Origin of the sequence: Chelatococcus daeguensis, assembly GCF_001887265.1 — a bacterium.
Taxonomy (GTDB): Bacteria; Pseudomonadota; Alphaproteobacteria; order Rhizobiales; family Beijerinckiaceae; genus Chelatococcus_A; species Chelatococcus_A sambhunathii.
On the sequence record NZ_CP018096.1, the window covers coordinates 501,802 to 522,347 of the forward strand.

Genomic DNA, 20,546 nt, shown 5'->3' on the forward strand with positions numbered 1-20,546 from the left:
ATATCTTATATGTAAGGTACTAGAATATATGGCACGACGAGGCCGTCAATGGCGGACTTGCCGGCCTCTCTCTATGTACGCGAGGTGCTCGTCAGCGCTCACGAGAAGGGCGTCGCCAACGCGATCGCGCTGCTGCCTCCGTGGCCGGGCCGGCGAAGCGTGAGGCCAGATCGTGGCGCGCAACCTCTCCGGCAAGGTGCCGACGGCTCTCCTCGACGGCTCCGCGCTCTACGACTTCCGCTTCGCCGACAAGGACTCGCATCGCCCGCATCCCACGCTTGCCAGATGGTATGCGACCTTCGCCGAGCGCCCTTCGATGCAGGCGTCTCGGCCGCACTGACGAGCGGGTGGGGCACGATCTCGCGACCGGCCTTCCGGCGAGGGGCGGTCGGGCTCAGAATCGGCCCCATCAGCGTCCGCCCTGCGGCCGCCGGAGACGACGGCCGCGGACGTGACCAGACAGGAGGTTCCGCTCATGAATGACCAGCATTCATCCCCTGAGGCCGGCCGTGCGGAGCGGCCCGAGAGTGCCATCCAGCGGGGCTACATGTCGGGCTTCGGCAACGGCTTCGAGACCGAGGCGCTGCCCGGGGCGCTGCCGCTCGGCCGCAACTCGCCGCAGAAATGCGCCTATGGCCTCTATGCCGAGCAGCTCAGCGGCTCTCCCTTCACGGCGCCACGCACGACGAACGAGCGATCCTGGCTCTACCGCATCCGCCCAACGGTGGCCCATTGGGGCGAGTTTCGGCAAGTGGACATCGGGCTGTGGCGCACGGCGCCGGCGGTAGAGGCCGAGGTGCCGATCGCGCCGATGCGTTGGGATCCGCTTCCGATCCCGGATAAAGAGATGTCCTTTGTCGAAGGAATCCACACCATCACAACGGCGGGCGATGCCGGTGCGCAGGCCGGCATGGGCGCGCATGTCTATCTCGTCACCCGCTCGATGGCGGACGAGTATTTCTACAACGCCGATGGCGAGATGCTGTTCGTGCCGCAGCAAGGCAACCTGCGCCTGTGGACCGAGTTCGGCATCATCGACATCGGACCGGGCGAGATCGCCGTCATCCCGCGCGGCGTGAAGATCCGCGTCGAGTTGCGGGGCGGGCCGGCGCGCGGCTATCTGTGCGAGAACTACGGCGGGGCCTTCACCCTGCCCGAGCGTGGACCGATCGGCGCCAACTGCCTCGCCAATCCACGCGACTTCCTGACGCCGGTCGCCGCCTATGAGGACCGCGAGGCGGCCTCGACGATGTATGTAAAATGGGGCGGCTCCCTCTGGGCGGCGGACATCGACCGCTCGCCGCTCGATGTCGTGGCCTGGCACGGCAATTACGCGCCCTACAAATATGACCTGCGCCGCTATTCGCCGGTGGGGCCAGTCCTCTACGATCATGCCGACCCGTCGATCTTCACCGTGCTGACCTCTCCATCGGAGACGCCGGGTACGGCCAATGTCGACTTCGTCATCTTCCCGGATCGCTGGCTCGTCGCCGAGAACACCTTCCGCCCGCCCTGGTACCACATGAACGTGATGAGCGAGTTCATGGGGCTCGTCTACGGCGTCTATGACGCCAAGACCGGCGGCGGCTTCGTGCCCGGCGGCATCTCGCTGCACAACACGATGCTGCCGCACGGGCCCGACGTGGACGCCTTCGAGAGGGCGAGCAACGTCGAGCTGAAGCCGCACAGGCTCGAGGGCACGCTCGCCTTCATGTTCGAGACGCGCTTCCCGCAGAAGGTGAGCGCCTTCGCCGCCGGGACCGAGGCGCTGCAGAAGGACTACCGGGCCTACGGACGCAAGCTGAAGATCCATTTCGATCCACAGAGGCCATGAGCGGCGCCATCATGAGCGGCGCCATGACGGGGGCTCGGCGAGCCCCTTGTTGAAAAGCCGGGAGACCGCGGCCGGTGGCCTCCCGGTCGGCAATAGCTTCGGCGCGTGCCGTGCCACAATCCCGCCCACGCTGGACTGTTCGGAAATGCAGGTGAGTAACTCGATCGCGACATGGATGGGCAAGGGGCACGCGGCGGTCGAGGCTCCCATCGGGGACGACGGCTTCTGCTTCGGGTCCGAGCCGTCGCTAGCCGACGTCTGCCTCATTCCCCAGCTCTACGCCGCCCGGCGATTCGAGGTACCGCTCGATGCCTGCCGGCGCATCCTGCGTGTCGAGGAACTCGCAGGCCGACACGAGGCCTTCGGCAGCGCGCATCCGTCGGTCCAGCCCGATGCGGAATAGCGGCCGCCAGCGTTGCTCTATTCCGCGCTTGCCGAGGGCCATCTCGCGCTCGCCATCGCGCTCGACTGGACCGTCTTCCGCGGCCTGCCGGACGTCGCCCGGCAAGAACCACTCCGGGACAGATATCGCGGCCTCGTCGCGCGTCCGGCGGTGCAGGCGACGGCCTGGACCGCCGGACGCACGAGCAAGGCGGCCGGGGCGAGCGGCCTCAGTCGAGCCCGTGCGCGAGGTCGCGCGGGCTCACCACTTTCTTCTGGTAGAGGAGAACGCCGGCCCCGATCGCGAGGCCGACGAGGTCCGAGATAAGGCCGCCCTTGATCATGGCGAGTGCGCCGATGAGCAGGACGACCCGCACGAGTGGATTCAGCAGCCCGAAGAACCAGCCCTGCACGGCGGCAGCCAGCAGAAAGATTCCGACGGACGCCGTGACGAAGACATGCGCGATCTCGAGCCAGTCGCCCTGCATGAGCAGCGCTTGAGAATAGAAGAACATGAATGGCACCACGAAGGCGGCCAGGCCGATCTTGAAACTCTCCACCGAGGTGCGCATGGGGTCCGCGCCCGACAGCGCCGCACCCGCATAGGCGGCGAGCGCGACCGGCGGCGTGATGGCTGACATGACGGCGAAATAGAAGACGAAGAAATGCGCCGTCAGGACCGGAATGCCCAGGCTGATGAGACCCGGCGCCACCACCGCCGCCGCCACGGCATAGGCGGCCGTCGTCGGCATGCCCATGCCGAGCACGATGGCGATGCACATGGCGAAGAACAGGGCGAGCAGCTGGTTCTGCGCCGCGAGCGCCAAGAGCAGGGCAGAGAAGCGGGCGCCGACGCCGGTAAGGGCGATGACGCCGACGATGATGCCGGCACAGGCACAGACCGCCACGAGCTGGATCGACATCTTCGCTGCCAGCTCGAAGGCGCGCAGCACGGCTGCGACCCCCATACGGTAAGGCGTCAGCCAGCTGACCACGGCCGCCGCCACCATGGCGAGGGTGCCGGCGCGGATGACCGAATAACCCGAGAACAGCGCGTAGATGAGGATGATGACCGGGATGAACAGGTAGACCTGCCTCACCAGCTTGGCGAAGACCGGCAACTCCTCGCGCGGCAGGCCCTTCATGCCGAGCTTCAACGCCTGCAGGTCGACCATGAAGTAGACCGAGGCGAAGTAGAGCACGGAGGGGATGATCGCCGCGACGACGATCTCGGTATAGGGAATGCCGGTGACCTCGGCCATGATGAAGGCGCCGGCGCCCATGATGGGCGGCATGATCTGCCCGCCCGAGGACGCGGCCGCCTCGATGGCGCCCGACGACCGCGCCGGATAGCCGACCCGTTTCATGAGCGGGATGGTGAGTGAGCCGGTGGCGACGACGTTGCCGGCCGACGTGCCGTTGATCATGCCCATGAGGCCGGAGGCGAAGACGGCGACCTTGGCCGGGCCGCCACGGGCGTGGCCGGCGGCGGCGAAGGCGAAGTTGACGAAATAGTCGCCGACCTTCGAGGCCTGCAGGAAGGCCGCAAAGGTGATGAACAGGATGATGTAGGTCGAGGAGACGGCCGTCGTATCGCCGAGGATGCCCTGGTCCGTGTAGATGTAGGTGAAGAAGCGCGTGGGCGTGTAGCCACGATGCGCGAGAAAGCCCGGCAGATAGGGCCCCGCGAAGGAATAGAGGATGAAGATGGCGGCGATGACGACGAGAGCGAGGCCGGCAAGGCGCCGTGTAGCCTCCAGGATGAGGATGACGCCGACGAGCGCGGCATAGAAGTCCGCCGTCTGGGCAAGGGCCGTGCCGGCGCGCAGTCGCAGCGCCCCGACATTGAACAGGATGTAGCCGAGCACCGTGACGGCCGCCACGGCGAGCAGCACATCGGCCCAGTGCACGCGCCCCCGCGCCCGCTCCGGAAAGAGCCAGGCGCCGGCAAGCGCCGCCACCATGCCGGCGGTGAGGGGCACGCCGTAGGTCTCGAAGACGAAGGCCGGCGGGCGCGCCGCGCCGGTCAGCCACCAGGCGCCCCAGGCGAAGGCGATCATGGCGGCGGCATAGCCGATGCCAGCGGCCGCGGCGATGAGGAGTGGCCATTCCAGGGGCGCCACGCGCAGGGGCCGGCCGGCTTCGGCGGGCGCAGCCGAGATGCTGGCCGCCGAGAACAGAAGAAAGCCGAGGACGAGGCCACCCGCGACGTGGATCAGGCGATAGGTCCACGTTTCCAGCGGGTAGAAATTCATCACCCCGATATGGAATGCGGTGTAGAGGATGCACAGCACGATCATCAGCCCGGCGCCTAGGCCGCCTGTGAAATCGCGCTGGTTGCCGGCAAGCGGCTCTTCGTCGACGCCCTGTGCCAGGACGGGACCTTGCCGAGACGTGTCAGCCGGAGAAGTCGTTGCGGAAAGGGGCGTCTGTGGGGTGCCGGTCATAGCAGGCCCTCACCTCGAACATGCGTTGGGTCATCGTCCGGCCGCCGGGCGGCCAGCATATGGTAGCGGAGCCGGCCTGCCATTGCAGGCGGTTCGTCACTTTTTGCCTTGGTGCGCTGTGTGCAGCGGCGGAGCGGCCGGCGGACAGTATCGGGCCGCTTGTAACATCCGTCTGCGGTCAGCCGGTGCGCGGCCGGCTAGGGCGGGGGCGGGGCGTACCGCCCCCGCGCGTCCGGCTCAGCCCTTGAGGTTGTCCGGGATCGTGATGCCCTTTTCCTCGAAATAGCGCACGGCGCCAGGATGATAGGGCAGGAAGCTGTTGCGGTCGACGTGGCCCGGCACGGTCTCGGACGCCGTCGAGTGGATCTGCTTCATGCGATCGTTGTTCTCCATCACGAGCTTCACGATCTCATAGGCGAGGCTCTCGGGCATGTCCTTGTGGGCCACGGCAAAGTTCCACAGGCTCACCGTGTCCTGCGGGTCGGGGAAGCCCTGGTAGAGGCCGCCGGGGATCTGGAACTCGGCGAGTTCGGGCATCTTGTCGAGGATGGCCTTCTGCTGCTCCTTGGTGAAGGCGAAGATGTTGACCGGGTTTTCCGCCGCGATCTGGGCGAAGGCCGAGATCGGCACGCCAGCGGCGAAGGCGAAGGCGTCGATCAGTCCGTCCTTGACCTGGCTCGTGGCGTCGTTGGCGCCAGCATAGCTGATGACCGGCTTGACCTCGAGAACCTCGAAGAAGCGCGGCCAGTAGGTGGCGGCGGTGCCGCCGGCCGGACCAACAGCCACACGCTTGCCGGCGAGATCCTTGACGTCCTTAATACCCGACGACTTCAGCGCCACGACCTGAAACGGCGTCTGGTACATGGGGAAGAGGGCGCGCAAGTCCTTATGTTCGACGCCTGGGGCAAGCTCGCTTTTGCCAGTCCAGGCCTCGTAGGCCGGGCCCATGGTGACGAGACCGATCTGGTGATCGCCCGTCTGCACGAGCGTCGCGTTCTGCACCGGGCCGCCGGTCACCTCGGCCGAGGCGTTGACTCCCAGCTTCTCGCTGATGAAGTTGGCGAGACCGTTGCCGTAGATGAAATAGGTGCCGCCCTGGCTGGCGGTGCCGATGGTCAGGCTCTGCGGCCAGCCGGTCTTGTCCTGCGCCACAGCCGGAGCTGCCAGGAAAAGCGCGGCGGCGCCGAGCGCCGCAAGCGTGATCTTGCGCATCGTTTCCTCCCTTGCTTAGCGAATGCGGGTTGCCGGTGCGGGTTCCCATCCACACTTCGGCTCCGGCCGCATCAACGCGCAGCCACGCCCCTGAGACAATCATTCAAGGGTGGCAAATGCATCTTTTTGCGCCAAGACGCCGACGATGGGTGGAAACCGTAACATTTGGCCGATGCCCGTGGGTGGATTTCCACCCGAAACCGGCATTACTCCAGCTCTGCGGCGGTCCGACGGGTGAGCCCATACTTCTGCATCTTCTCGTAGAGAGTCTTCCGCGAGATGCCGAAGCCCTCGTAGACGGGCTTGAGCGCGCCGCCGCTCGCCGCGAGCGCCGAGGCGATGAGCCGCTTTTCGTAATCCGCGACACGGCTGGCGAGGCTCGCCGGTTCGCCAGACTCATCGGCGCCCTCCTCGTCGGCACAGCCGAGGCCGAGGACAAAGCGGTCGGCCGCGTTGCGCAGTTCACGCACGTTTCCGGGCCATGCCCTCTGGCTGACGGCGGCGATGACGTGGGCCGGGACCTCGATGTCATCCCGGCGGTAGCGTGCCCGGGCTTCCGCCACGAGTTGCAGGAACAGTAGCGGTATGTCCTCCGGCCGGGCGGCGAGGGCAGGCATGCGCAGGCTGACAACGTTGAGGCAGTAGTAGAGGTCGGCCCGGAAGCGCCCGGCCGCCACCTCCTTGTCGAGATCCGACTTGCTAAGTGCGATGAAGCGCACGTCGAGCGGCACGGGTTCGTTGGAGCCGAGGCGGGTGATGACCCGCTCCTGGATGACGCGCAGCAGCTTGGCCTGCAATTCGAGCGGCATCGAGCCGATCTCGTCGAGCAGGATGGTGCCGCCGCGCGCGTGCTCGAACTTGCCATAGCGCGGCCGCAAGGCGCCGGGGAAAGCGCCCGCCTCGTGGCCGAAGAGCTCGCTCTCCATCAGCGCCGCCGGCATCGCGGCGCAGTTGATGGCGACGACCGGCCGCCCCGCGCGGGCGCTGATGTCGTGCAGGGCACGGGCGGCAACCTCCTTGCCCGTGCCGGTGTCGCCGACGATCAGCACGTCGGCGTCGGTCGCGGCGATGGCCCGCAACCGGTAGCGAAGATCGACCATCAGCGCGCTGCGGCCGGGCAAGCGCGTCTCGATGTCGTCCCGTTTACCCGCCAGCGCCCGAAGGCGGCGGTTCTCGAGAACGAGGGCGCGCCGGTCGAGCGCGCGCCGGGCGATGTCGCCGAGGTTCTGCACGGTAAAGGGCTTCTCGACGAAATCGTAGGCGCCCTCGCGCATGGCGCGGACAGCGAGTTGCACATCCGCATGGCCGGTGAGCAGGACGACGGGAATGTCCGGGTCGATCTCGTGGATGCGGTTCATCAGCGACATGCCGTCCATGCCGGGCATGCGGATGTCCGTCATCACGAGGCCGTCGAAGTCGTAGCCGACGCGACTCAACACCTCCTCGGCGCTGGCGAAGCCGCGCACGGCAAAGCCGGCGAGTTCCAGCCCCTGCACCGAAGCGATGCGCAGGTCGTCTTCGTCGTCGGCAAGCAGGATCTGCGCCCCGCTCATTCGGCCGCCTCCCGGGACGCGCCGAGGTCCAGCGCCGCGAGTTGGATGGTGAAGACAGCGCCGCCCTCCGGCGCATTGGCGACGAGCAGATTGCCGCCGAAATCCTGGATGATGTTGTAGGAGATCGACAGGCCGAGGCCGAGGCCCTTGCCGACACCCTTGGTCGTGAAGAAGGGATCGAAGATCCGTCCGGCGATGGCGTCCGGCACGCCGGGGCCCGGGTCGCTCACGCTGATGAGCACTTGGCCGCCCTGTCGCGACGCCCGCAGGGTGATCGTGCGCTCGGGCCGCCCCTCCACGGCATCGGCGGCATTGGTAATGAGATTGACGAGCACCTGCTGCAGGCGCACAGCGCCGCCGCGCACCATGAGCGGGCCTTCGCCAATGTCGGTCACGAGTTCGGCCTGAGCAGCCCTGAGCCGCCAGGCGACGATCTCGAGCGTGTCGCGCACCACCTCGCGCACGTCGACGGGGCCCAGCTTCTGGTTTGGCTTGCGGGCGAAGTTGCGCAGGTGGCGGCTGATGGAGGCCAGCCGGTCCGTAAGAGCGGCGATGCGCCTGACATTCTCGCGCGCATCCGCGATGCGGTCATGGTCGATGAGCACGGCCGCGTTGTCGGCATAGGTGCGCAGCGCCGCGAGCGGCTGGTTGAACTCGTGTGACAGCGCCGCAGACATCTGGCCGAGAGCGGCGAGCTTGCCGGCCTGGATGAGGTCGTCCTGCGTCTGGCGCAGACGCTGCTCCGTGGCGCGGCGCTCTGCCACCTCCGTCTCGAGCCGGCTGTTCACCGCGGCGAGGTCGCGCGTGCGCTCGGCGACCCGCCGCTCCAGCGTCTCGCGGGCCTCCTGCTGCAGTGCCATGCGCTCGGCCATGCGCGCCCGCCGCTGCAGGACGACCGCGGCGACCATGCCGGCAAGCGCAAGGCACAGGAAGATGGCGACGAGCGCGGTGAAAGCCTGGGCTCTGGCCGAAGCTGTGTCGAGCAGCACTTTCACCGTCCAGCCGGCCTCCGGCATCGGCTCGCTCAGGACGAGATATTCGCGCGGCTCGCCATTGGCCTCGCCGATCGTCATCAAGGCGTGTCCGGCCTCGCTGCCATGGCTCTCGATGGGCAGCGGATACAACCGGGCATCGGCATAGCGGCGCGAGGCGTGGGTGCGCGCCAACCGTTCCGGTGTCAGCGGCTCGAGCCCGGCATAGCGCCACTCGTCGCGGCCGGTAAGGAAGACAATGCCCTCCGGATCGGTGACGATGATGACATGGTCGCTGCCGCGCCAGGACAATTCGATGACGTCGACATCGACCTTGAAGACGACGACGCCGCGGATCGCCTCGCCGTCGCGGATGGGCGCCGAATAATAGTAGCCGCGCTTCAGCGAAGTGGTACCGAGCGCGAAGAAGCGACCGCGCTCGCCTTTCATGGCATCCTGGAAATAGGGCCGGTAGCTGAAGTTCTCGCCGACGAAGCTCAGCGGCTCGTCGTAGTTGCTGGCCGCTATGGTGACGCCATCGGGGGCCATGACGTAGATATCGGACGATTCGAGCAGGCCGTTGATTTCCTTGAGATAACGGTTGGCCGCGGCCCTGAGGCCCGGATTCTCCGGCCGCCGCGCCAGCTCGCGGATGTCGTCATGATCGGCGATGAGCGAAGGCAGCGGCTCGTAGCGGCGCATGTGGCCATGGAGGGCAGCGACGGCAAGGCGCAGCGTCGTCTGCCCGCGCGCAGCCGTCTCGGCGAGGTAGATGCGCGTCGCCGCCGTGCCGCCCCAGATGGCAGCGGCACATGCAAGAACGACGAGCACCCCGAGGCGGGCCCATGTGAGCCAGATTTTCCGCAAGTCGCCGCCTGTCGCAGCCCTTTTTCGAGCGCAGCTCCGCGCTCCTTCCTGTCCCCCACATCTACCACAGGCCAGACGGCGATGGCCACCGCCAGGCTGAGTAAGTGCGCAAGCTCAGGTCCACAGATCAGACGAGACGACCCGTAAATGGCGCCCGGCAACGTCCTGACTGATGGTGACTCGGTGGCCCTCATCAAGGACATCAAGACAATATCGAGGCGATCGACTGCCGCCACCACGACTCAAGGGCCTCGTCCTGCGCACCGAATTCGTCCGCAAGCGCGGCTGAGCGCAAGCGGGCGCTGCACGATCGCCCGCCCCACCTTCGCAAAATCCCGATTGGCCCCGGCATAGGCCTTCAATACCGTGGGCGGAGCCCGCTGCTCTGCCCGGCAGCCGGCGGCAGCGATCTGGTTTCGGCGTCGTGGGGCTGGCATGAACTTCGAAATTTCCCCAAGAATCGAGGACTATCGCGCGCGTATCGCCGATTTCGTGGCGCGCGAGATCCTGCCGCTGGAGGCCGACCCCCGGTCCTTCGACGAGCATGGCAACATCACGCTCGATCTGCTCGGGCCCTTGCGCGAAAAGGCGAGGGCCGCCGGGCTCTGGTGCCTGCAGCTCAAGGAGGAGACGGGGGGCGCCGGGCTCGGCAAGGTCGGCATGGCGGTCTGCTACGAGGAGATGAACCGCTCCATCTTCGGCCCCGTCGTCTTCAACGCGGCGGCGCCGGACGACGGCAACATGATGCTGCTGGAGGCGGTGGGAACGCCGCAGCAGCAGGAGCGGTGGCTTGCCCCGATCGTCGCGGGCAAGGTCCGCTCCGCCTTCGCCATGACCGAGCCCCATCCGGGCGGCGGCTCCGACCCGTCGATGATGCTCACGCGCGCCGAAAAACGCGGCGACACCTATGTCGTCACCGGCCGCAAATGGTTCATCACCGGGGCCGGGGAGGCGAGCCATTTCATCCTCGTCGCGCGCACGTCCGACGATCCCCGCCACGGCCTTACCGCCTTTCTCTTCCACAAGGACCAGCCGGGATGGCGCATCGAGCGGCGCATTCCCATCATGGGGCCGGAGGAGCACGGCGGGCATTGCGAGCTCGTGTTCGACGGCCTCGAGATCCCGGCAAGTGACATTCTTCTCGATGAGGGGCGGGGCATGAAGGTGACGCAGGTGCGGCTCGGCCCCGCGCGCCTCACCCATTGCATGCGCTGGCTCGGCCTCGCCAAGCGCTCGGTCGAGATCGCGCGGGCCTATGCGGGCGAGCGCCACGGCTTCGGCCAACGGCTGGCGGACCGGGAGAGCATCCAGCTCATGCTGGGCGGGATCGCCATGCGCATCGAGATCGGCCGGCTCCTCGTCATGCGCGCGGCGTGGGAGCTCGACCGCGGCGGCTTCGCCCGCAAGGAAGTCTCGATGGCCAAGATCCACGTGGCGAACCTCCTCCACGAGGCTGCCGACGTCGCCATCCAGATCAACGGCGCGCGGGGCTATTCCAAGGATACGGTGCTGGAGTGGATCTATCGCTACGCCCGGCAGGCGCGGCTGGTCGACGGCGCCGACGAGGTCCACAAGATGGTTCTGAACCGGTTCCTGAACGAGGAGGGAACGGGTTTCTGGCGCTGGGACGTCGCAGCCCCGCCAATGTGAGGTGAACGCCCGAGACGATCAGGCAGCAAGGGGCCCATCCAAGAAGGCCTCAGCCAGAAAAATGAACGGAGGGAGGACAGCAATCCATGCGTCTTGATGCCCATCTCGCGCCACGGCCGGCCAACCACGTTCCCCTGACGCCGCTCGACCTGCTCGACCGCACGGTCGAGGCCCATCCCGAGCGCCCGGCCGTGATCTGGCGGGAGCGGACGCTGACCTATCGCGCCTTCGGGCGGATGGTCGCGCGCTTCGCGGCCCTCCTCCTCGGCCGGGGCATCGAACCCGGCGACGTGGTCTCCATCATCGCCCCGAACCGGCCGGAGATGCTCGCAGCCCATTATGCCGTGCCGATGATCGGCGCGGTGCTCAACACCATCAACACGCGGCTGGAGCCGGACACCGTCGGCTACATCCTCGAACACGCGCAGTCGCGCCTCGTGATTGCGGATCCGTCCTGCCTCGACACGGCGCAAGCGGCGGCGACAGCCGCGCGCGTGCCTCTCGTTGTTCTCGGTGCGGATGCGGAGCCTGCGGGTCCCGATGCCCTCGACCTCTTCGGCGGTGGCAATGGGTCCAGCGATATCGATTACCGGCACTTCGTGAGGGACGAGTGGCAGCCGATCTGCCTCAACTACACCTCGGGCACGACAGGACGGCCGAAGGGCGTCGTCTATCACCACCGCGGCGCCTATCTCAATGCGCTCGGCAACGTGCTGGCGCTCGGGCTCGACCGGCGCAGCGTCTATCTCTGGACCCTGCCGATGTTCCACTGCAACGGCTGGTGCCACACCTGGGCCGTGACGGCGGCGGGTGGCCTCCACGTCTGCCTCGATCGCGTCGATCCGGCCCTCATCTTCGCGGCCATCGAGCAGCACGGCGTCACGCATCTCAGCTGCGCGCCGGTGGTGCTCTACATGCTGCTGAACCATCCGGACCGGGAGAAGAAGGACGTCTCCCGCATGGTGCGGGTCGCAACGGGCGGCGCGGCACCGACGAGCGCGCTCATCGCGCAGATGGAGGCGCTCGGCTTCGACCTGATCCATCTCTACGGACTGACGGAATCCCACGGGCCCGCCACCTTGTGCGAGCTCGACGAGGCGGCGGACCTCGCTGTGGAGGAGAAGGCGCAGCTCCTGGCGCGGCAGGGTTTTCGGCACGTCACCGGCAGCAGGGTGCGCGTCGTGGACGGTGAGGGAAGGGATGTCGCCCGCGACGGCACGACGACGGGCGAGATCGTGCTCGCCGGCAACACGCTGATGGCCGGCTATTGCCGCGACGAGGTGGCAACCGCGAGCGCCTTCGCGGGCGACGTCTTCCACACGGGGGACCTCGCAGTCGTACACGGCGACGGCCGCATCGAGATCAGGGACCGCGCCAAGGACGTCATCATCTCGGGCGGCGAGAATATCTCGAGCCTCGAGGTCGAGAACGTGCTGCACCAGCACCCCGCCGTCCTTATCGCCGCCGTGGTGGCGGCCCCCGATCCCAAGTGGGGCGAGGTGCCCTGCGCCTTCATCGAGCTCAAGGGTACAGGCACGGCGACGGCCGAAGAGCTCACGGCCTTCTGCCGGGAGCGGCTCGCAGGCTTCAAGGTGCCGAAGCGCTTCGTCTTCGGCGAAGTCCCGAAAACGGCGACGGGCAAGATCCAGAAGTTCCGGCTCCGCGCCGCGGCGGCGGTCGGCGCCGCCTGACACCGGGAGGTCTCGGCAATGACCACGACGGGTCCGGCCCGCACGCCCGATATCGATTTCGATCCCGCCGCCCTCCAGCGCTTCCTTGCGCAGCGCTTCGGCGGAAGCGCCGATCCCTTCCGCATGAGCAGGATCGGCGGCGGGCAGTCGAACCCGACCTATTTCGTCGATTTCGGCGACCGCCGCATGGTCCTGCGCAAGCAGCCGAACGGAGAGATTCTGCGCGGGGCGCATGCGATCGACCGGGAATACCGGGTGCTTGAGGCGCTCATCGCGACCGACGTGCCGGTGCCGCGCCCGATCCTCTACCATGCCGATGCGGACCTCCTCGGCACGCCCTTCTACCTGATGGAGCGGCTCGAAGGCCGCGTCTTCCACGATTGCGCGCTGCCGGAACTCGCACCCGCAGAAAGGCGCGGCATCTATCTCGGCATGGTCGAGGCGCTGGCGAAGCTGCACGCCATCCGCCCGCAGGATGTCGGCCTTGCCGACTTCGGCCGGCCCGGCAGCTATTTCGAGCGGCAGATCGCGCGCTGGTCGAAACAGCTCGCCGCCTCACCGGGCGATCCCGTTCCTGCCCTCGCCCGCGTCGAAGCCTGGCTCAGGGAGAACCTGCCTGCGGATGACGGGATGGTCGCGATCGCGCACGGGGATTTCCGCCTCGGCAACCTGCTCTTCCACCCTGAGGAACCGCTCGTCATCGGCATTCTCGACTGGGAGCTGTCGACCCTCGGCCATCCCCTTGCCGATCTCGGCTTCTGCTGCATGCCGTGGCACACGGCGCCGGACGAATACGGCGGCATTCTCGGCCTCGACCATGCCGGGCTCGGCATCCCCTCCCGGCGCGAGTTCGTCGCCCATTATCAGGCCCATGCAGTGCCGACCGCTCCGCTCGCGCGGTTCCATGTCGCCTTCGCGCTCTTCCGCTTCGCGGTCATCTTCGTCGGCATCGCCGACCGGGCACGGGCAGGCAATGCCGCATCGGCCGATGCGGCAAGGCTCGGGCCCCTCGCGGGCCGCTTCGCCGGGAGAGCGCTCGAGGTCATCGAGACGACGGACTGGTGAGGGCGCGGATGTTCAGCCCAGCTCCAGCGTCGTGATGCCGAAGACGCCACCAAGGTCGATCGCCGGCGCGGCGCCGCGGTACATGCGCGCGGTCTCGAAGCCCGGCGACAGCCCCGCCGCGGCGAGGAAGGCCGGGAAGCTCCCGGCCGTCTCCGGCACGTCGATATGGACGGGGCCGCCGCAGACGCCGGCGAGGGCCGAGAGCAGGACCTCGGCGGTTCCGCCGTCCCGTGCGAAGAGCGGGCCGATCTTGAAACCCTCGCGACAGGGCCGGGCGACGCCGTAGCCGGCGATGCCGTCCTGCCCCATCGCCACGAGGGCGACATGCGGCGGGCGCAGCCATTGCTTCAGGAAAGCCCGGCGCGGTGCCGGGAAGAAGCCGCCATCGAAGGCGGCGACGGCCTCGACGAAATCGGACGTCACCGGCCGGACCGCGCCGGACGAGGCGGCCGCCGGCGCGAAGCGACCGCTGTAGCGGATGGTGCGATAGGCCGGGACGAAGCCCATGCTGCGGTAGTTGGCCTGCTGTGCGGGCACGCCGTCGAGACCGATGGTACGGCCCGCGAGCCGCGCCATGCCGGCATCCCACACAGCCTTCCCGTGGCCCCTGCCGCGCCGATCCGGCCGGCAGATGTAGAGCCCGATGAAGCCGAACGTCTCCCCGTAGGCGACGGCCGAGATGCCGGCGACCATCTCGCCATCCATGAAGGCGCCGAGGAAGCCGCTCGAATCCGCGGCATGGAAGGCGGCAGCATCGGCGAGGCCGGGATTCCAGCCTTCGCCCGCCGCCCAGTCGACCAGCGTCTCGACCTCAGCGAGCGTCAGCGGGCGTATCGTCGGCGCTTGCGGCATCAGGCGACGGCCTTGTCCTCGATCCCGAAGCCGGCGAGGAGGCCGGTGTAGGGCTTCGGGGCAGGCCGAGCATAGGCCCCGCGCTTGCCGGTGGACAAGCCGAGCGTCACGAGCGCCTCGGCCTGCTTGACCGCCGCCCCGACGCCATCGACGACGGGAATGCCGAACTCGCCTTGCAGCGCGGCGGCAAGGTCCGCCATGCCGGCGCAGCCGAGCACGATCGCTTCGGCATGGTCCTCCTTGAGGGCGCGGGTAATCTCGCCGCGCAGCGCGGCAACGGCATCGGATGACCGGTCTTCAAGATCGAGCACGGGAACGCCGAGCGCCCGCACGCGGGCGCGCGGCTCCATGCCGTAGCGGCGGACGAGCTCGGTGATCGGCACGAGCGAACGCTCCGACATCGTCACCACGCTGAAGCGTCGGGCGAGGAAAGAGGCGAGGCTCAGTGCGGCCTCGCAGATGCCGATCACCGGGATGGCCGCCATGGCGCGGGCCGCGTCGAGCCCTGTGTCGTCGAAACAGGCGATGACCGCCGCCGCGGCGCCCGCGCGCTCGCCCCGCGCGATCTCGGCGAGGAGGCCCGGCACCGCCAGCGCCTCGTCGTAATAGCCCTCGATGGAGGCGGGGCCCATGGCGGAGGTCACGGCCTCGATGACGGTCGACGGACCGGTGGCCGCGCGCGCGGCTGCCGCGATCGTCCTGGTCATCGAGGCGGTGGTGTTGGGATTGACGACGAGGATATGCATGGGGACGTTCCGTGCGCGGGCCTTCGGTCAGCCCCGCGCCCTGCGCCGGCCGAGCCAGACGATGATGCCGAGCGTGAGCGAGATGACGAGGAAGGAGAAGAGCGTCGTCACCGTGCCGAGCGCGTAGAGCACCGGCGTGGTGACATTGGTCGTCATGCCGTAAATCTCCAGCGGCAGGGTGTTGTAGGTGCCGGCCGTCATCAGCGAGCGGGCGAATTCGTCATAGGACAGCGTGAAGCCGAAGAGGCCGACGCCGACCAGCATCGGCGCGATCATCGGTAGGAGGACGTGGCGGAAGGTCTGCCACGGCGAGGCGCCGAGATCGCGCGCCGCCTCCTCGTAGGCCGGCGAGAAGCGGTTGAAGACGGCGAACATGATGAGTACGCCGAAGGGCAGCGTCCAGGTGAGGTGCGCGCCGAAGGCCGAGCCGTACCAGGACGGGCGGATGCCGACCTGCTGGAACATCACGCCGATGCCGAGCGAGATGATGATCGACGGCACCACGAGGCTGGCGACAGCGAGGTAGAACAGCGGCGTCGCCCCGACGAAACGGCGCCGGAAGGCGAGGCCGGCGAGCAGCGAAACGACGACGGTCACCACCATCACCATGAGGCCGAGCGTGAAGGAACGGCGGAAGGAGCCGCCGAAGTCGCCCACCGCCTGCTGCTCCGTGAGATTGCGGAACCAGTGCAGCGAGACGCCGTTGAGCGGGAAGGTGAGGCCGCCGCTCGGCCCCTGGAACGACAGGATCAGGATGGCCGACAGCGGCCCGTAGAGGAAGACGAGGAACAGGCCGAAGAAGACCGCGAGGATCCAGAAGGTGACGGAGCGTCTTTCGCCGGCCATGTCAGAGCTCCTTGCGGATGTCGACGATGCGCAGGATGCCCGCCACCATCAGGAGGACAAGGACAAGGAGCACGACCGCATTGGCGGCCGCCGCCGGATATTGCAGCAGCGACATCTGGTTGCGCATCATCAGCGCGACCGACGCGCTCTGGCCTCCGGACATGACCTGCACGGTGATGAAATCGGCCATCACCAGCGTAACAACGAAGATGGTGCCGATCGCCATCCCCGGCTTGGCGAGCGGCAGGACGACGTTCCACAGCACTTGCCAGCCGTTCGCCCCCGCGTCGCGCGCCGCTTCGATGAGCGCGCGGTCGATGCGCATCAGCGTGTTGAAGATCGGCGTCACCATGAACAGCGTGTAGAGATGCACCATGGCGAGCACGACGGCGAAATCGGAATAGAGCAGCCATTCGACCGGCGTCGAGACGAGCCCCATCTCGATGAGCGTGGCGTTGACGAGCCCGTTCCGCCCCAGCACCGGGATCCAGGAGATCATGCGGATGATGTTGGAGGTCAGGAAAGGCACCGTGCAGACGAGGAACAGCACCGTCTGCATGGTCGCGGTGCGGACGTGGAAGGCAATGAAATAGGCGACCCAGAAGCCGATGAAGAGCGTCAGCGCCCAGACGATGGCGGCATATTTCAGCGTGTTGAGATAGGTGCGCCACGTCACCCATGAGCCGAGCGTCTCGGCATAGTTGGTGAGGATGAAGTCCGGATAGAGCCGCGCGAAGTCGTAGTCCCAGAAGCTGACCGCCACGATCATGAGGATCGGCGCGAGCAGGAAGACGCCGAGGATGAGCGCGAGCGGCGCCGCCTGCAGATAGGCGGCGAGGCGACCGAGCACCGAGACAAGGCGCGCGCCGGCCGGGCGGGCCGGGGAAGCGGCAGGTTGTTCGACGGCGATGGCCATGCGGCCTTTCCTCGGGTGAAACACTTCTCTGACGAAGCCCCGCGTGGCGGACCGCCCCCTCCCGGCGAGGGAGAGGGCGGAAAGGCGTAGGCTCAGGCGGCGATGAACTCGTTCCAACGGCGGACCATGTAGCGGTCCTCGTCCATCACCGAGTTCCAGCAGGCGACCTTGCCCATGCGCTCCTCGAAGGAGCCGCCATCGCGCACGGCGCCCGCCTTCTCCATCACCTTGCCGTCGGGCGCGAGGATGTCGCCCTTGGCCGGCTTGCCTTCGACCCAGAAGCCCCATTCGTCGTCGGACATGTGCTTCTTCGCCGTCTCCATGGCAGCGGAATAATAGCCCTGGCGGTTGAGATAGGCGCCGACCCAGCCCGACAGGTACCAGTTGATATATTCGTAGGCCGCGTCGAGCTTGGCGCCGCTGAGGTGCTTGGCGAGGCCGATGCCGCCGCCCCAGGCGCGATAGCCTTCCTTGAGGGGCTGGTAGACGCAGGGGATGCCGCGCGAGCGCACGGCCGCCACGGCGGGCGACCACATGGACTGGATGATGACCTCGCCCGAGGCCATGAGGTTGACGCTCTCGTCGAAGGACTTCCAGAAGGCGCGGAACTGGCCGGCGCGCTTGGCGGCGATGAGGAAATCGATGGTCTTGTCGATCTCGGCCCGCGTCATGTTGCCCTTGTCGGCATAGGTGAGCTCGCCCGAGGCCTCCATGATCATGGCCGCGTCCATGATGCCGATGGAGGGGATGTTGAGGATCGAGGTCTTGCCGCGGAAGGCCGGGTCCATGATGTCGGCCCAGGTGGTGATCGGGCGGCCGACGAGATCGGGCCGGATGCCAAGGGTGTCGGCGTTGTAGATGGTCGGCACCATCGTCAGCCAGCCGGTCGGCGCCTTGGCGAAGGTGGTCGAATCCGGTCCCTCGACGAAGCCGACCGTGTGCGGCGCGGTGCCCTGGGCGATGACGCTGTCCGGCGTCAGCTTGCCGGTGATGAAGAGCGGCACGATCTTGTCGAAATAGGTGAGCCGCGACACGTCCATCGGCTGCAGGACGCCGGCCGGGAAGACCTTCTTGGCGATCCAGTATTCGATATCGGCGATATCGTAGGAATCGGGCTGGGTGACGGCGCGCTGCGCGGCAGCGTCCGAATCCGTCGCCGTCATCTCCAGGGTGATGCCGAGGTCCTCCTTGCACTTCTCGGCGATGGCGTTGAGGTTCGACACGCCGGTGCCGAACTGGCGCAGGGTGATCGGGTTCTGCGCCCAGATGGTCGGAAAGCCCGTGATCGCGCCCGAGCCGGCGGCAAGGCCGGCGGCCGCAGCGCCGGTCTTGAGGAGCGAGCGGCGCGAGATGCCGCCCGATATGCCGCGCTTGTCCTTCGTTGTCCTGGTCATGGCCTCATCCCCTCTTGTGATTGTTGCTGCTTGATCGTCGCTCGGCTCAGGAACCGAGCCGGCCGAGGACAATCGCGTCCTCAGCACGCCAGGCGAACGGAACCGCCTCGCCCACCGTGACCGGTCTGGCGAAGAAAGGGCCATCGCCGACGATTGCCGTGAAATCCTCGATGCCGGCGCCGCTCGCCGTCAGCTTCACCGATGCGCCGCGATATTCGACATTGGTGACGATGCCGGTGAAGCCGAGCCCGGGCACCGGCGCCTCGCCGAGGCGCACGCGGTCGGTGCGCACGGCGATGTCCGCCTGCCCGCCCTCGGGTGGCCGGCCGAGCGCATCGAAGCGTCCGCCACCGGCGACCTCGACCGTGACGGCGCCGTCGCGCACATCGGCCACCCGGCCGGAGATGACGTTATGGTCGCCCATGAAGCGGGCGACGAAAGCGGTGGCCGGCCGCTCGAAGATCGTGCGCGGATGGGCCGCCTGCTCGATGCGACCTTCGTTCATCACCACGATGAGGTCGGCGAGCGCCATCGCCTCCTCCTGGCTGTGGGTGACGTGGACGAAGGTGATACCGAGCTCGTTCTGCAGCTTCTTGAGCTCCGCCCGCACCCTCACCTTGAGGAAGGGATCGAGCGCGGAGAGTGGCTCGTCGAGCAGCAGCGCTTCCGGATCCGTGATCAGTGCGCGCGCCAGCGCCACCCGCTGCTGCTGGCCGCCGGAGAGCTGCGCCGGCCGGCGGTCGGCATAGGTGTCCATCTGCACCAGCTTCAGTAGATCGAGCGCCCGCGCACGGCGCTCCTCCTTCGCCACGCCTTTCATCTTCAGGCTGAAGGCGACGTTGTCGACGACGTCGAGATGGGGAAAGAGCGCGTAGGACTGGAACATCATCGCCGTGCCGCGCCGTGCCGGCGGCAGGTCGGTGACGACGGTGTTGCCGAGCCGGATGTCGCCCGAGGAGATACGTTCATGGCCGGCGATCATCCTGAGCGTCGTCGACTTGCCGCAGCCCGACGGTCCGAGCAAGCAGCAATAGCTGCCCGCCGGGATCTTGAGACTGATGGCGTGGACGGCGGTCATCGTCCCGTAGATCTTGGATACGGCGGCGATGTCGATCGCGGCAGCCTTGCTCATGCGGCATTCCCCTGTCTGCCGGGAACGAAGCATCCGGCGTGCCAGTTGCCGGGAGCGGATCCAAGGCGCTGGTATGGCTCAGGTTTTCTGCCGAGCGTGGCGAGCAGGGGAAGTCAACGAACTGCACAAAATCCGGGCAGTTGTCGCCGATCTGACGGCAAAATTGTATGCAATTTCAGCTTCTATTGCCGGCAATCTCGGCTTTCCTCCGCCGCTTTTCCCGCTAGAAGGAAAGACCCTATGCGGGTGAGACGGGCATGAACCGCATCGATTCGACATCTGCCGACGGGCAGCATGCAGCCGAGGACCGCACGCAGGCGATTCATGACCGGCTGCGCGACGCCATCGTCGACCGCCGGCTGGCGCCCGGCACAAAGCTCTCGGAGGGCGAGGTCGGCGCGCTGTTCGACGTGAGCCGCACCGTAGCGCGCGCGGCGCTGCAGATGCTCGCCTTCGAGGGACTGGTGCGCATCGAGCGCAACCGCGGCGCTTTCGTCGCCAATCCCTCGCCGGAGGAGGCGCGCCAGGTCTTCGCCTCCCGCCGGCTGATCGAGCCCGGCATCGTCGCCGCCGCGGCGGAGCGGGTGACGACCGACGACCTCGCCCGCCTGCGGGCCCATCTCGCCGCCGAGCGCCGGCACATGCACGAGCGCGGGCCGGACGCGCGGCGCGCCGAGATCAAGGCTTCGGGCGAATTCCACCTGCTGCTCGCCGCCATGGGCGGCAATGCCATTCTGCAGCGCTTCATGGAGGAGTTGATCGCCCGCTCCTCTCTCGTCATCGCGCTCTATGGCCGCTCCGGCGCATCGAGCTGCGGCCACGACGAGCACGACGCCATCGTCGATGCGCTCGAAAGGCGCGATGCGGCGGTCGCGGTCGCGCTCGTCGTCAGCCACATCGACCATATCGAGGCCGATCTCGACCTGCGCGCCCGCACCGGCCCCACGCTGAAGGCGGCACTGGCGCCGTAGGTCAGGTGGCCCCCCGGC

Annotated in this window: 16 protein-coding genes and 1 pseudogene; 7 read left to right on the top strand and 10 right to left on the bottom strand. The window is 67.7% G+C overall.

Annotation, left to right across the window (positions count from 1 at the left end):
- The first annotated feature begins 172 nt into the window (after positions 1-172).
- The 3 genes and pseudogenes from BOQ54_RS20330 to BOQ54_RS19260 all read left to right on the top strand — a co-directional run.
- Positions 173-340 carry a hypothetical protein gene (locus BOQ54_RS20330; protein ID WP_245316388.1) on the top strand — a complete coding sequence of 56 codons (168 nt, stop codon included), beginning with the start codon at positions 173-175 and terminating at the stop codon, positions 338-340.
- A 135-nt stretch (positions 341-475) separates the two neighbouring features.
- On the top strand, positions 476-1,834 hold the full coding sequence (gene hmgA, locus BOQ54_RS19255) for a homogentisate 1,2-dioxygenase (protein ID WP_071924763.1): 1,359 nt from the start codon (positions 476-478) through the stop codon (positions 1,832-1,834).
- Positions 1,835-1,976: 142 nt separating this feature from the next.
- A pseudogene (locus BOQ54_RS19260) lies at positions 1,977-2,237 on the top strand (glutathione S-transferase C-terminal domain-containing protein); the annotation flags it as partial.
- A 208-nt stretch (positions 2,238-2,445) separates the two neighbouring features.
- Here the strand turns inward: BOQ54_RS19260 and BOQ54_RS19265 are convergent.
- The 4 genes from BOQ54_RS19265 to BOQ54_RS19280 all read right to left on the bottom strand — a co-directional run bounded on the left by BOQ54_RS19265 (position 2,446) and on the right by BOQ54_RS19280 (position 9,265).
- A complete protein-coding gene (locus tag BOQ54_RS19265; RefSeq protein ID WP_071924764.1) occupies positions 2,446-4,662 on the bottom strand; it encodes a TRAP transporter permease in 2,217 nt (738 codons plus the stop codon).
- A 237-nt stretch (positions 4,663-4,899) separates the two neighbouring features.
- A complete protein-coding gene (locus BOQ54_RS19270; RefSeq protein ID WP_055458900.1) occupies positions 4,900-5,874 on the bottom strand; it encodes a TAXI family TRAP transporter solute-binding subunit in 975 nt (324 codons plus the stop codon).
- 206 nt (positions 5,875-6,080) lie between these two features.
- On the bottom strand, positions 6,081-7,427 hold the full coding sequence (locus tag BOQ54_RS19275) for a sigma-54-dependent transcriptional regulator (RefSeq protein ID WP_055458899.1): 1,347 nt from the start codon (positions 7,425-7,427) through the stop codon (positions 6,081-6,083).
- Complete coding sequence (locus BOQ54_RS19280; RefSeq protein ID WP_071924765.1) at positions 7,424-9,265, bottom strand: sensor histidine kinase; 1,842 nt, start codon at positions 9,263-9,265, stop codon at positions 7,424-7,426. The genes BOQ54_RS19275 and BOQ54_RS19280 overlap by 4 nt, the downstream gene beginning before the upstream one ends.
- A gap of 435 nt (positions 9,266-9,700) precedes the next feature.
- Between BOQ54_RS19280 and BOQ54_RS19285 the strand changes: the two genes are divergently transcribed.
- The 3 genes from BOQ54_RS19285 to BOQ54_RS19295 all read left to right on the top strand — a co-directional run bounded on the left by BOQ54_RS19285 (position 9,701) and on the right by BOQ54_RS19295 (position 13,671).
- Positions 9,701-10,915, top strand: a complete 1,215-nt coding sequence (locus tag BOQ54_RS19285; protein ID WP_071924766.1) for an acyl-CoA dehydrogenase family protein — start codon at positions 9,701-9,703, stop codon at positions 10,913-10,915.
- An 86-nt stretch (positions 10,916-11,001) separates the two neighbouring features.
- Complete coding sequence (locus BOQ54_RS19290; protein ID WP_071924767.1) at positions 11,002-12,606, top strand: AMP-binding protein; 1,605 nt, start codon at positions 11,002-11,004, stop codon at positions 12,604-12,606.
- An 18-nt stretch (positions 12,607-12,624) separates the two neighbouring features.
- The gene (locus BOQ54_RS19295) at positions 12,625-13,671 is read left to right on the top strand and encodes a phosphotransferase family protein (RefSeq protein ID WP_055458895.1); all 1,047 of its coding nucleotides are present in this window, start codon (positions 12,625-12,627) and stop codon (positions 13,669-13,671) included.
- A 12-nt stretch (positions 13,672-13,683) separates the two neighbouring features.
- Here BOQ54_RS19295 and BOQ54_RS19300 read toward each other — a convergent pair whose 3' ends face one another.
- The 6 genes from BOQ54_RS19300 to BOQ54_RS19325 all read right to left on the bottom strand — a co-directional run bounded on the left by BOQ54_RS19300 (position 13,684) and on the right by BOQ54_RS19325 (position 19,557).
- Complete coding sequence (locus tag BOQ54_RS19300) at positions 13,684-14,523, bottom strand: GNAT family N-acetyltransferase (protein ID WP_071924768.1); 840 nt, start codon at positions 14,521-14,523, stop codon at positions 13,684-13,686.
- Positions 14,523-15,269: an aspartate/glutamate racemase family protein gene (locus tag BOQ54_RS19305; RefSeq protein WP_071924769.1), complete on the bottom strand. Its 747-nt coding sequence runs from the start codon at positions 15,267-15,269 to the stop codon at positions 14,523-14,525. The genes BOQ54_RS19300 and BOQ54_RS19305 overlap by 1 nt, the downstream gene beginning before the upstream one ends.
- A 27-nt stretch (positions 15,270-15,296) precedes the next feature.
- Positions 15,297-16,115 carry an ABC transporter permease gene (locus BOQ54_RS19310; protein WP_055458893.1) on the bottom strand — a complete coding sequence of 273 codons (819 nt, stop codon included), beginning with the start codon at positions 16,113-16,115 and terminating at the stop codon, positions 15,297-15,299.
- Between the two features lies 1 nt (position 16,116).
- Positions 16,117-17,031, bottom strand: coding sequence for an ABC transporter permease (locus BOQ54_RS19315; protein ID WP_071924770.1), 915 nt, complete (start codon positions 17,029-17,031; stop codon positions 16,117-16,119).
- Between the two features lie 92 nt (positions 17,032-17,123).
- On the bottom strand, positions 17,124-18,425 hold the full coding sequence (locus tag BOQ54_RS19320) for an ABC transporter substrate-binding protein (RefSeq protein ID WP_055458891.1): 1,302 nt from the start codon (positions 18,423-18,425) through the stop codon (positions 17,124-17,126).
- Between the two features lie 46 nt (positions 18,426-18,471).
- Positions 18,472-19,557, bottom strand: coding sequence for an ABC transporter ATP-binding protein (locus BOQ54_RS19325; protein WP_055458890.1), 1,086 nt, complete (start codon positions 19,555-19,557; stop codon positions 18,472-18,474).
- A 257-nt stretch (positions 19,558-19,814) separates the two neighbouring features.
- On the opposite strand from BOQ54_RS19325, the gene BOQ54_RS19330 reads away from it, so the two are divergent.
- Entirely contained in the window at positions 19,815-20,528 is a 714-nt protein-coding gene (locus BOQ54_RS19330; protein ID WP_063188565.1) for a GntR family transcriptional regulator, read from the top strand.
- The last annotated feature ends 18 nt before the right edge of the window (positions 20,529-20,546 follow it).